This is a genomic window from Curtobacterium sp. MCBD17_008 (assembly GCF_003234475.1).
Lineage (GTDB): Bacteria > Actinomycetota > Actinomycetes > Actinomycetales > Microbacteriaceae > Curtobacterium.
Map to the genome: position 1 here is coordinate 17750 of NZ_QKTK01000025.1, position 11788 is coordinate 29537.

General features: G+C 71.6%; 12 protein-coding genes. 2 read left to right on the top strand and 10 right to left on the bottom strand.

What is annotated here, in order from left to right; genetic code table 11:
* Window positions 1-112: 112 nt before the first annotated feature.
* From DEI95_RS16065 to DEI95_RS16085, 5 genes are all read right to left on the bottom strand, one after another.
* Entirely contained in the window at window positions 113-595 is a 483-nt protein-coding gene (locus DEI95_RS16065; RefSeq protein ID WP_258367633.1) for a GNAT family N-acetyltransferase, read from the bottom strand.
* A gap of 55 nt (window positions 596-650) precedes the next feature.
* The gene (locus tag DEI95_RS16070) at window positions 651-1334 is read right to left on the bottom strand and encodes an HAD family hydrolase (protein WP_110891467.1); all 684 of its coding nucleotides are present in this window, start codon (window positions 1332-1334) and stop codon (window positions 651-653) included.
* A 137-nt stretch (window positions 1335-1471) separates the two neighbouring features.
* Window positions 1472-2077 carry a DUF3618 domain-containing protein gene (locus tag DEI95_RS16075; RefSeq protein WP_309146397.1) on the bottom strand — a complete coding sequence of 202 codons (606 nt, stop codon included), beginning with the start codon at window positions 2075-2077 and terminating at the stop codon, window positions 1472-1474.
* Entirely contained in the window at window positions 2077-2526 is a 450-nt protein-coding gene (locus DEI95_RS16080; protein ID WP_110825551.1) for a phage holin family protein, read from the bottom strand. The genes DEI95_RS16075 and DEI95_RS16080 overlap by 1 nt, the downstream gene beginning before the upstream one ends.
* Window positions 2523-3428, bottom strand: a complete 906-nt coding sequence (locus DEI95_RS16085) for a hypothetical protein (RefSeq protein ID WP_111060869.1) — start codon at window positions 3426-3428, stop codon at window positions 2523-2525. Before DEI95_RS16085 ends, DEI95_RS16080 begins: the two co-directional genes overlap by 4 nt.
* Before the next feature lie 193 nt (window positions 3429-3621).
* On the opposite strand from DEI95_RS16085, the gene DEI95_RS16090 reads away from it, so the two are divergent.
* The gene (locus DEI95_RS16090; protein ID WP_111060870.1) at window positions 3622-4383 is read left to right on the top strand and encodes a glycosyltransferase family 2 protein; all 762 of its coding nucleotides are present in this window, start codon (window positions 3622-3624) and stop codon (window positions 4381-4383) included.
* Window positions 4384-4460: 77 nt separating this feature from the next.
* Here the strand turns inward: DEI95_RS16090 and DEI95_RS16095 are convergent, their stop codons facing one another.
* The gene (locus DEI95_RS16095; protein WP_111060871.1) at window positions 4461-5390 is read right to left on the bottom strand and encodes an NADP-dependent oxidoreductase; all 930 of its coding nucleotides are present in this window, start codon (window positions 5388-5390) and stop codon (window positions 4461-4463) included.
* An 83-nt stretch (window positions 5391-5473) separates the two neighbouring features.
* Here DEI95_RS16095 and DEI95_RS16100 point away from each other — a divergent pair, with 83 nt between their 5' ends.
* Window positions 5474-5983 (top strand): MarR family winged helix-turn-helix transcriptional regulator, encoded by a 510-nt coding sequence (locus DEI95_RS16100; protein ID WP_111053182.1) that lies wholly within the window; start codon window positions 5474-5476, stop codon window positions 5981-5983.
* 283 nt (window positions 5984-6266) lie between these two features.
* Here DEI95_RS16100 and DEI95_RS16105 read toward each other — a convergent pair whose 3' ends face one another.
* The 4 genes from DEI95_RS16105 to DEI95_RS16120 form a co-directional block, all read right to left on the bottom strand.
* On the bottom strand, window positions 6267-7454 hold the full coding sequence (locus tag DEI95_RS16105; RefSeq protein ID WP_111060872.1) for an ROK family transcriptional regulator: 1188 nt from the start codon (window positions 7452-7454) through the stop codon (window positions 6267-6269).
* Window positions 7455-7588: 134 nt separating this feature from the next.
* On the bottom strand, window positions 7589-9844 hold the full coding sequence (yicI, locus tag DEI95_RS16110) for an alpha-xylosidase (RefSeq protein ID WP_111060873.1): 2256 nt from the start codon (window positions 9842-9844) through the stop codon (window positions 7589-7591).
* Window positions 9844-10767 (bottom strand): carbohydrate ABC transporter permease, encoded by a 924-nt coding sequence (locus DEI95_RS16115; protein WP_110825558.1) that lies wholly within the window; start codon window positions 10765-10767, stop codon window positions 9844-9846. The genes yicI and DEI95_RS16115 overlap by 1 nt, the downstream gene beginning before the upstream one ends.
* Window positions 10764-11666 carry a carbohydrate ABC transporter permease gene (locus DEI95_RS16120; RefSeq protein WP_110891462.1) on the bottom strand — a complete coding sequence of 301 codons (903 nt, stop codon included), beginning with the start codon at window positions 11664-11666 and terminating at the stop codon, window positions 10764-10766. The genes DEI95_RS16115 and DEI95_RS16120 overlap by 4 nt, the downstream gene beginning before the upstream one ends.
* Window positions 11667-11788: the final 122 nt, after the last annotated feature.

Sequence of the window (11788 nt, forward strand, 5' to 3'; positions counted from 1 at the left end):
CGGCGAGCCGCATCTGCGGGATGAAGAGCGCGAGCACGAACGCCACGGTGATGAACGGCAGCAGGTTCCAGAACACCGGCGACCGAACCGCGGGGACCCGGATGGGGGAGGGTCAGAGCGCCTTCGCGAAGCAGTACGACCACGGCATCGTCTCGGCGTACGGCTCGTACACGTCGATGCGCTGCCACCCGGTCTTCTCGTACAGCGCCACGGCTTCGGGCTGCTTGTCGCCGGTCTGCAGGATCAGACGCTCGGCCCCCTGCTCTCGCCCGACCCGCGCGCACTCGTCGAGCAGCGCGGTCGCCGCTCCCTTGCCCCGCGCGGCAGCCAACACGATGAGGCGCTTCAACTCGATCTCGTCCCCGAGCCGACGCACCGCGATGTGCCCGAGCACGGAGCCGTCCTCGTCGATCGCGAGCAGGGAGGTCACGACCGTCGTCGGGTCCACGGAGAGCACGCGGTTCCGCTCGGCCGTGACTTCGGGGGCCTCACCGGAGTTCGAGTCGCCGTAGCGCTCGTGCATCTCCTCGTCCATGGTCGCGCGGAGTGCGACTCCGCGCGGGTCTTCCCAGGGCACGCGTTCGATGGTGATCACGATCGTCCATCCTGACACGGTGGCCGGTGCGCCGGAGCACGCTCCGGCACGCGCGTCACGCGTGGCGACCGAGCGAGCCGATCGGGCTGTCGTCCAGGTCCGCCAGCAGCGCGGCCGCGTCGTCGTACACGGCGGCCGCCCCGGCTCCCCGGAGCTCGTCGCCACCGATGCCGCCGGTCATCACCCCGACACACGTGACCCCCACACGACCGGAGGACTCGACGTCCCACATGGCGTCGCCGACCATGACGGCGGACCCGGCGTCGACGCCGACCTTCTCGAGTGCCACCCCGATGATGTCCGGGGCCGGCTTCGCCTGCTCGACGTCCTCACCGCTCGTCACCGCCGTCACCCACTCGTCTGCGTCGAGGAGTTCGAGCAGACGGTCGAGTTCGTTCTGCGGCGCGCTCGTCGCGAGGACCACGGCGTGCCCGCGCGCGGCGACGGCCTCGAGCAGTTCGCGGGACCCCGGCAGCAGGCGGAGTTGCGGCATGTGCTCGGAGTAGAACGCGGTGTGGAACTGCTTCGCCGTGTCACGCACCTCGTCGGAGGCGTCGGGCAGGAGCCCCTCGAGCAACTTCGACGAGTCCATCCCGATCGCCCGGTGGATGCGCCACGCGTCCACCGACTCCCCCGCGGCGCGGAAGGCCCGCCACCAGGCGTCGATGTGGGCGTAGTTCGAGTCGGCGAGGGTCCCGTCGATGTCGAAGAGGACGGCGGTGGTGGGGGCATCGGGCATGGACCCAGCCTGCTCTCCGGTCGGCGACCGCTGCCACAGGTCCGCGGACGGCGGACGTTCCGTCGCGGAACCACCCCGGGACGGACGGGAGGCCCGGTACCAGCTGGTACCGGGCCTCCCGTCTGGAACTATGTCCGTCAGGCGTTGCGGACGTCGTCCGCGGACGACTGCGCGTTGTCCTTGACGTCGGCCGCGGCGCCCTGCGCCTCGTCCTTGACCGTCTGGGCCGCGTCCTGCGCGGTGCCCTTGAGGTCCTGCGCGTGCTCCTTGGCGGCGTCGACGAGCGGGGCGCTGGCTTCCTTGGCCTGCTCCTTCGCCTTGTCGACGAGCGGCGCTGCCTTGTCCTTCAGCTCACCGGCGAGCTCCTCCTCCTTGGTGGAGGACGGCAGGAGCGACGACGCGAGCCAGCCGACACCGAAGGCGATGAGGCCGACGGCGAGCGGGTTGCCCTTCGCCTTCTCGACGCCGCGCGAGGCGGTGTCCTTGACGGTCCCGGCGGCGTTCGAGCCGGAGCCCGAGACGCTGGAGCGAGCCGAGTCGGCAGCGCCCATCACGGAGTCGCGAGCGCTGCCGGCAGCACCCATGACCGACTCACGGACGTCCTGGAACTTGCCCTTGACCTTCTCGGTCTGGCGGTGGGCGATCTGCGACGGGCTCACCTTGTCGGCGAGCGCGTCGACGTCCGAGCCGAGTGCGCCGCGGGTGCGCTCGATGTCTGCGCGGATCTCGTCTGGGGTGCTCATCAGTTCCTCCCGGTGTTGGGCTTGAGTGTCTCGGGGACTTCCTTGACGGTCTCGACCGTCTGCGGGGCGCCGTTGATCTGCTTGATCTCCTTGCGGCCGCGGGATGCCAGGACCGCCGCGACGATCGCGTAGATGACGGCGATGATCACTGCGGACCATGCGTTGCCGATGAGGTAGCCGAGGCCCCACCACGCGGCGATGGTCAGGAACAGCAGGGCGAAGAGCCCGGCGACGCCTGCGCCGCCGAACATGCCCGCCCCCTTGCCGGCCTTCTTCGCGGAGTCGGTCAGCTCGGCCTTGGCGAGCGCGACCTCCTGCCGGAAGAGGGTCGAGAGGTCACGCGACACTTCGGAGAGGAGCTCGCCGAGGGGTGTCGTCGCGGCGCGCTCCTCGGGCGTCGGCTGCCCGGGCACCGTCCCACCGGTCGCGCCGGGGAAGGCTTCGCTCATACGAGCGGCCCCGTCCCGGTCGTCCCGGTCGTGCCAGTGGTGCCGAAGCCGGTCGTGCCCGTGGTCCCGAGCCCGGTGGTGTCGTACCCGGTGGTGCTGGTCGGGGTGGCGTCGTAGCCCGCGGTGCCGGAGGTCAGGTCGGCGCTGCGCGCTTCGGCTTCCTTCTCGTGCTTGATCTCCGTCGTGAGCGCCTTGGTGAGGCGACCAGCGAGGATGCCCGCGCCGGCGGCGATCGCGATGAAGGCACCCGGACGGCGTGCGGCGAAGGACTTCACGTCCTCGACGAGCGTGCCGGGTTCGCGACCCTCGAGGTAGCCGGCGAACGAGCTGGCACGGCTGGAGAGGTCGCGGACGACCTTCGCCGCGAGGCCCTGCTCGTCGTCGTTCTCGGCCATCTTGCCGAGCTGGTCACCGATGGTGCGCAGGCCACCGGCGGCACGCTGCTGCTGGCCGGCCGCCTGGTCCTTCAGGGTGCCGGACGCCTGGCCGAAGAGCTGGCGGGCGTGGTCGGACACCTCGGAGGCGACGTTCGCGGCCTGCTCCTTGGCGGTGCCGGCGACGTTCGCGGCCTTCTCCTTGGCGTCACCAGCGACGTCGGAGGCGGCGCCCTTGGCGGCCTGGGCCTTCGCCTTGCCACCGCTCGAGTCCGAGTCGTCGTGACCCGACGAGGCGGACGGCGTGGCGGTCAGGCTGTCCGCGGCGGAGGTGCCGGCGGTGAGCTGGGTGTCGGCGGGGACGGCGTCGAGCGGCTCGAGGTCGTCGAAGCCGGACGGGCGCTCGACGGGCGTGCCGCTGGCGTAGGACGGAACCGTGACGCCGGGGTGGATCTCGTGCCCCTCGGCAGCAGCCGTGGCGTCGTGGATGGGCGTCCCGGAGTCGTTCCCGGGTGGGTTCGTGGTCATGGTCGGCCTTCCGGTCTTCTTCGTCACCGAGGGCGGTGCACCCACGGCGTGTGGATCCGAACCTGCGCGCCGGACACTGGGACGACCTCCAGGAACGCCGATCCACGCGGATCCCGGGCGCGATCCTCCCCAGAACGCCAGACCGCGCCTGGATCGCGGGTTCTTCCCAGTGCCCTCCGGGTTGGCTCGGGCCATGCCCTCCGTCTCGGTCGTGATCCCGGTGCGGAACGACGCCGAGCACCTGCGGCGATGCCTCGCCGCACTGGCCGCCCAGTCCCATCCCGCGGACGAGCTCGTCGTGGTGGACAACGGCAGCTCGGACGACAGTGCGGCGGTGGCACGCGCGGCCGGGGCCGTGGTCCGCAGCGAGCCGGTCCCCGGGATCTCCCGCGCGGCATCAGTCGGCTACGACACGGCGAGCGGTGACGTCATCGTCCGTCTCGACGCCGACTCGGTTCCGCCGCCCGGCTGGATCGCGGCCGCGCTCGACCTGCTCGAGGACCCGGACGTCGTCGCCGTGACCGGTCCCGGCCGTCCCTCCGACGCCGGGCCCGTCGTGCGTGCGCTCTGGCCGGTCCTCTACATGGGGCCGTACTTCGTGCTCATGCACGGCGCACTCGGCCGCCCGCCGATCTTCGGGTCCGCCACCGCGGTCCGTCGCTCGGCGTGGCTCGCCGTCCGCGACCGTGTGCACCGGGAGGACCCGGACGTGCACGACGACATCGACCTGAGCATGCAGTTCGACCCCGCGTGGCGGGTGCTGGCCGACCGCAGGCTCACGGTGCGGGTGTCGGCGCGGCCGTTCTCGAGCCTGGCGTCCGCCGCACTCCGGACCCGCCGCGCCTTCCACACCTTCCGGGTGAACGGCCGCCGTGCCACGCCGACGCGTCGGTGGGCGCGGCGGGCCCGGGTCGCGTTGCGGGCCCGCAACCAGGCGTGGTGGCGCGGCCGCTGACCTGACCCGGACACCGGCCCGCGCCGGAGGCGGAGCCGACCCGCTGACGCTGACGACCACCCCGGGGCTCGTGCGGCTCAGGGCAGGACGACCACCTTGCCGGCGATGCGCCCCGTGCTCGCCTCCGCGTGCAGGGCCGGCAGTGCGTCGAGCGGGATCCGGCGGGTGACCTCGACGTGGAGTGAGCCGTCGTCCACCATCGCGGCCAGTCGCGCGAGGCGGTCGCGGTTCGGCAGCACGAACACGACGGCGGAGCGCACCCCGCGGGTGGCGTCGTCGGGAGCGGCCATCCAGGCGGTGGTGCTCACGACCACGCCACCGTCACGGACGAGGGTGACGAGACGGGTGAACTCCTCGGGCTCGATCGGGGCGAGGTTGAGCAGGACGTCGACCGGTCCGGTGACGGAGTCGACGAGGTCCGTCGTCGTGTGGTCGACGACCTCGTCCGCGCCCGCTGCCCGGACGGCGTCGGCGCTGCGGGGACTCGCGGTCGCGATGACGTGCACACCCCACTGCTTCGCGAGCTGGACCGCGTACTTCCCGACGACGCCACCGGCTCCGACGACGAGCAGGCGCTGCCCGGCTTCGAGTCCACCGTCGTCGACGAGCGCCTGCCACGCGGTGAGTGCCACGGACGGCAGCGCCGCGGCGTCCTCGAGCGGGATGCTCGTCGGTGCGTGCACCAGGGCCTCGGCGGGTGCGATGACGTACTCGGCAGCGCCGCCGTCGCGCTCCATCGGCAGGAACCCGATGACGGCGTCACCGACGGCGAGCCCGTCGACGCCGGAGCCCAGGGCGTCGACCGTGCCGGAGACGTCGTAGCCGGGGACGTGCGGCAGGACGACCGGGATGGGGAGGAACCCCGCTCGCATGCCGTTGTCGGCGGCGTTGAACGCGGAAGCGGCGACGCGCACGCGCACCTCGCCGGCACCGGGAGTGGGCTGCTCGACGTCGACGGTGCGGAGCACCTCGGGGCCGCCGACTTCGGAGAACTGGATGGCCTTCATGGTCGTTTCCTCTCGTTTTTGCTTCGAGTTCGAAGCACTTGTCAGGAACGTACCACTGCTTCGAACTCGAAGCAACAGGTAGGATGGAGATCGTGCCGGAGACCCCACGCCCACTGACCACCGCGGAGCTGTCCGCCTACCTGTCCTTCACCGAGGTCAGCGCGCTGCTCCGCCCCGCGGTCGAGAAGCAGCTCAAGGACGTCGGAGCGCTCAGCTACGTGCAGTTCCAGCTCCTGGCCCGACTCGGTGACGCCCCGAGCGGGAGCCGGAGCATGACCGACCTCGCCGACGGCGTCGTCTACAGCCGGAGCGGGCTGACGTACCAGGCGCAGTTGCTCGACCAGCGCGGACTCGTGTCGCGGGCCGCCTCCCCCGAGGACGAACGCCGGGTCGTCGTGTCGATCACCGACGCCGGCCGCGAGGTCCTCGCTGCCGTGTTCCCCGGGCACATCGCACTCGTGCGGGAGCTCCTCTTCGCGTCACTGTCCGAGGCGGACACCGAGTCGCTCGCCCGCATCCTCGGACAGGTCGGGACGCGACTGCGCGAGGCACCTCCACGCTCCGCTGCTCCGCGGCGCCGCCGGTCCGCCTGACCCCGCGCCCGTCGGTGTCGGACGAGCCGCTCGGCGCACCCTGGGCACGGTCCAGCCGGACGGCGTAGCGTTCCCCGAGTCGCCCAGCCGGAAGGCACGCGAGGGACCCTGACCTCGCGGAGCGACGACTCGCGCCTGCCACTCCCGGAGGCACGCGCTGGCCGTGGACGCCCGCCCCTGACCCGAACTGCGGCGGGCGTCCGCGGGTCCACCCCGACCAGCGCGGATCGCGGGCGCCGCGCTCGCTCGCGCCGGGACTGCGGTCCCGTGCAGGCCGATCGGCTCAGCCGGCCGCCGGGTCGGCGAGCAGTGCCGCGAAGGCCAGCTCGGCCGCTCCGCGGAACAGCACGCTGCCGACGAGTTCGGCGGGCACGATGCGCAGGTCCTCCCCCATCGCCGTCATCGTCTGCTCCCGCACCGCGTCCTCGAGGCGGGTCCCGACGTGGCGCAGGAGCGTGCCGAGGAACCCGCCGAGCACGACGACGTCGGGGTTGACCGTGTGCACCACGTTGCGGATCGCGACGGCGAGTGCGGTGACCTGCCGTTCGACGACCACGCCGAGCTCCGGCCCGGGCCCGTCGGCGAGGACCTCCCCGAGCCGGTCGGCCTCGTCGATCCCGAGTCCCGCGGCGTCGAGCAGTGCTGCCTGGGACGCCTCGGTCTCCAGGCACCCGACGGCACCGCAGTGGCACCGGATGCCGTTCGCCGCGACGAAGGTGTGCCCGAGCTCGCCCGCGTACCCGTCGGTGCCGGTCAGCGGACGGCCGCCGGTGATGATCCCGCCACCGATGCCGCTCGCGCCACCGTTGACGTAGACGACGTCGGTGGCGCCACGGCCGGCCCCGTACAGGAACTCGGCGGTGACACCGAGGTTCGCGTCGTTCGCAGCCCGGACCGCCAGCCCGGTGCGCTCCGCCAGCGGGGCGGCGAAGGCCTCGTCCCGCCAGGCCAGGTGCGGTGCGTACCGGACCACGCCGTCGTCGACGCGCACGATGCCGGGGACGGAGACGGCGACGCCCACCACCCGGCGGCCGGCGTCCCCCTGCCGTCCTGCAGCACCGGCGACGAGGTCGGTGGCGATGGTCAGCGCCTCGTCCGGGGTGGAGACGGTCGAGGTCCGGACGGTACGACGTTCGTGCTCGGTGCCGTCGAGACCGATCACGGCCAGCGTGACGGCGTCGATCTCGGGGACGATCGCGAGGGCGACGACCTCGGCGGACGCCGAAACGGTCGCGCTCGGACGGCCGACGCCGGTCGCGGGCGGTGCGTCCCCCTCGACGACGAGGCCGAGCTCGACGAGTTCCCCGACGAGCGCGGCGACGGTCGACCGGTTCAGGCCGGTCTCACGGGTCAGTGCCGAGCGCGGCATCGGCCCGCCCTCGTGCACGAGCCGGAGGACCCGGGCGAGGTTGCGCCGCCGGACGACGTCCGTGGTGCGCACCGGACGGGAGGCAGTGCTCGCCTCCGTCATGTCCGCTCCGATCCGTCGTGGTCCCGTCAGCGTAGTGCGCCCGTCACCCCGGACCCGCGCTCAGCGACGGTCCTCGCGGCGGTCGCCACGAGGACCGTCGCTGAGCGCGGACGACGGGTCCAGGCCCGCGCGGGTCAGCCGGCGACGCTGACCGTGCCGTCGGCGGCGTAGGCGACGTCGTACGTCACCGCACGGCCGTCCGGCGCCGTCACCACGACCGGCCGGGCGCCGGCACCCGCGGAGCCCGGGAACGCCCGGAACTCGAGCACCTCGTGGTAGTCGTGGTCCGGCCGGTCGGTGCGCGTGGACAGCGGGAGCACGGCACCCTCGCGGGCCCACAGCGGCAGGGTGTCGAAGCCGTGCTGCTCACGCCGCCAGACCCCGCCGGTGACGACCTCGCCGGTGAACCAGTTCGTCCACGACCCGGCGGGCAACCAGTACTCGACCTCGCCCGACGCGCTGAACACCGGCGCGACGAGCAGGTCCGCGCCGAGCATGTACTGCCGGTCGCAGTACGCCGCGGTGGGGTCGTCCGGGAACGCCAGGGGCATCGGACGCATGACGGGGATGCCCCGCGCCGACGCCTCGAGCCCGGCCGCGTACAGGTACGGCATCAGCCGGAGCTTCAGCTCGGTGAAGATCCGCGTGACGTCGACGGCCTCCTCGTCGAACGCCCACGGCACCCGGTACGAGCTGCTGCCGTGGAACCGGCTGTGCGACGACAGGAGTCCGAACTGGACCCAGCGCTTGAACACGGCCGGGTCGGGCGTGCCCTCGAAGCCGCCGATGTCGTGCGACCAGAACCCGAAGCCGGACAGTGCGAGCGAGAGCCCACCGCGGAGCGTCTCGGCCATCGACGGGAACGACGAGGTGTTGTCACCGCCCCAGTGCACCGGCATCTGCTGGCCGCCGGCGGTGGCGGAGCGGGCGAACAGGACGGCGTCGCCCTTCCCGCGGGTCTCCTCGAGCACCTCGAACACGGCCTGGTTGTACAGCTGCGTGTAGAGGTTGTGCATGCGCTCGGGGTCGCTGCCGTCGGCGTAGACGACGTCCAGGGGGATGCGCTCACCGAAGTCGGTCTTGAAGCAGTCGACGCCCTGTTCGACGAGCGCGCGGAGCTTCGACTGGTACCAGGCGGTGGCCTCGGGGTTCGTGAAGTCGACGAGGCCCATGCCGGCCTGCCAGAGGTCCCACTGCCAGACGGTGCCGTCGGGGTTCATCACGAGGTAGCCGCCCTCGACCGCCTCGTCGAACAGCGCCGACGCCTGGCCGATGTACGGGTTGATCCACACGCAGACCCGCAGGTCCTTGTCGTGCAGGCGTCCGAGCATGCCGGTGGGGTCCGGGAACACCCGGGGGTCCCACTCGAAGTCGCACCAGGTGAACTCGCGCATCCAGAAGCAGTCGAAGTGGAACACCGAGACCGGCAGCTGGCGGGCCGCCATCTCGTCGACGAACGAGGTCACGGTCGCCTCGTCGTAGTCGGTCGTGAACGAGGTCGACAACCACAGCCCGTATGACCATGCCGGCACGTGGGCCGGACGACCGGTGAGCGCGGTGTAGCGCTCGAGGACGGCCGCCGGGCTGCCCCCGCCGATGACGTGGAAGACGAGGGACTCCCCCGGCACCGAGAACTGCACGCGCTCGACGGTCTCGGACCCGACCTCGAACGAGACGTGCCCGGGGTGGTCGACGAGCACGCCGTACCCGCGGTTCGTCAGGTAGAACGGCACGTTCTTGTACGCCTGTTCGCTCGACGTGCCGCCGTCGGCGTTCCAGATGTCGACCGTCTGCCCGTTCTTCACGAGGGGCCCGAAGCGCTCCCCGAGGCCGTAGACGAGCTCCCCGACGCCGAGGTCGAGCTGCGCGTGCACGAACGTGTCCGAGGCGGGGGCGTCCGCGCCCTGGACCCGGGCGTTGCCGACGACCCCGCGCGACACCTCGGCGCCGGGCTCGAGCGTGACGTACCCGAGCGACTTGTGCCCGGAGCCGGTCAGCACCCGCCCCTCGGACAGGAACCGGAGGTCCCACGGGGCTCCGGGCGTGACGACGGCCGACAGGTCGCCGGAGGTGAGGGTCCCGACGCCGTCCTCCACCGTGACGGAGCCGTGCCCCGCCTCCTGGCCGACCAGGTCGAACGACAGCTCGGGTCGGCGGCCGCGGTGGTGCTCGACGCGGACGGTGACCACGCCCTCCATGGGGCTGGACAGTGAGACGGTGAGGGTCGGACGGTTGAGGGTGTCGCCCCGCGACGCGATGACCTTGGTCGGCGCCGTGACGACCAGGCGGTCGCCCTCGGGCGACTGCCGTGCGTCGATGTCGTACGCCTCGGCGGCGTACACGGGGTGGACTCCGGGCCTGAGCTGCCAGAACCCGTCGGTGAACTTCATTACTTGACCGCTCCTGCCGTGATGCCGCGCGCGAGCGTGCGCTGGAAGATGAGGAAGAACACGAGCGTCGGGATGAGCCCGAGCAGGGCCGAGGCGCTCGTGGTCGTGACGTCCATGAGCCGGTCGCCCTGCAGCAGGGAGATCGCGACGGGGACCGTCTGGTTGTCGTTGCTGACCAGGAAGGTCAGCGGGATGAGGAACTCGTTCCACGTCCAGATGAAGAAGAAGATGAGCAGGACCGACAGGGTCGGGCGGCTGATCGGGACGATGACCCGCCAGAGCACCCGCCAGCGACCCGCGCCGTCGAGCGCCGCGGCCTCGAGGATCTCCTTCGGGAAGGTGCCGTAGACGCTCGACAGCAGGTAGGTGCCGAACGCGGACTGGATCACCGTGAAGACGATGATGACGCTCCACACGTTGTCGTACAGCCCGATGCCCTTGAACATCATGTAGAGCGGGTAGAGCAGCACCTCCTGCGGCAGCATGTTCGCGAGCATGAACAGCACCACGATCCAGGTGCGGTAGCGGACCCGGCCGATGCCGATCGCGAACGCGTTGAGGATCGAGATGAGCACCGCGAGCAGCGCCACCATGCCGCTGATGAACACGCTGTTCCAGAGCTTCAGCGGGAAGTCGACCCGGTTCCAGAACGTCGTGATGCCGTCGAAGGACAGCTGGGACGGCCAGGCGAGCGGCCCGCCGGCGGCGTAGTCCGCGGGCGTCTTGAATGAGTTGAGCAGGATGAGCAGGAACGGCGCGGCGATGAGCACCGCGATGACGACCCCGCCGGCGAGCACGACCCAGTCGGCGGGCCGCTTGACCCCGCCTTCGCCCGGCCGCTTGCGCGGCTTCGTCGTCGGCCGGGAGGCCCGTCCTGCGTCCGCGGTCACGGTCGCCCTGGTGTCGGGTGCGGACACGGTCATCGTGCCTCCTCCTTGCGTTCGGCCCGGTTCTGGGCGGCGATGAACCCGATGGCGACGATGACGATGACGACCGTCAGGGCGGTGGCGATGGTCGCGCCGTAGCCGACCTGCTGCGCCTGGAAGAACTGGCTGTACGAGTAGTAGCTCGGCACGATGGTCGCGTTGCCCGGGCCGCCGCCGGTCAGGGCGTAGACGGGACCGAACACCTTGAGCGCCGCGATCGTGCAGGTGAGCACGACGACGAAGATCTCGGGCCGGATGATGTGGACGGTGATGGAGCGGAAGCGCTGGAACCAGTTCGCGCCGTCGAGTTCCGCGGCTTCGTAGAGCTCGGGGTCGACGCGCTGCAGGGCGGCCATGAACACGACGACCGGGTACCCGATCTGCACCCACACGAGCACGACCGCGACCGAGAGCAGTGCGGTGTCCGGGCTGCCGAGCCAGTTGTGCTGCAGACCGTCGAGTCCGACCGCGCCGAGCACCGCGTTGAGGGCGCCGTTCTCGGGGCGGAGGATCCACCCGATGACGATCGCAGCGATGACGGCCGGCAGGATCTGCGGGAGGTAGTAGGTGGCGCGGAGGAAGCTCGCGAGCTTGCCGCCGAACTTCTTGCCGATGACGTCGAACAGCGCGGCCGCGAGGACGAGGCCGAGGCTGGTCGGCACGATCACCATCGCGAGGATCATCACGATGCTGTTCCGGAACGAGATCCAGAACTGGCCGTCCGCCATGAGCCGGCGCCAGTTGTCGAGGCCGGTGAACTGCGGCGGCAGGATCCCGCGGTAGTTCGTGAACGACAGGTACACGTTCCAGCCGAGCGGCACGAGGATGATCGCCGCCAGGAGCACGAAGCCGGGCAGCAGGTAGAACCAGTAGCTGCCGCGGCCGGAGGCGGGCATGATCGCGCCGTCGTCGCGGCGGCGGGGGCGGGGGACGCGGCCGCGGAGCGGCGCGAGAGGAGGACTGGACGCCATCGTCGGGCTTCCCTTCCGGGGAGGTGGGGGTCGTGCGGGGTGAGGGG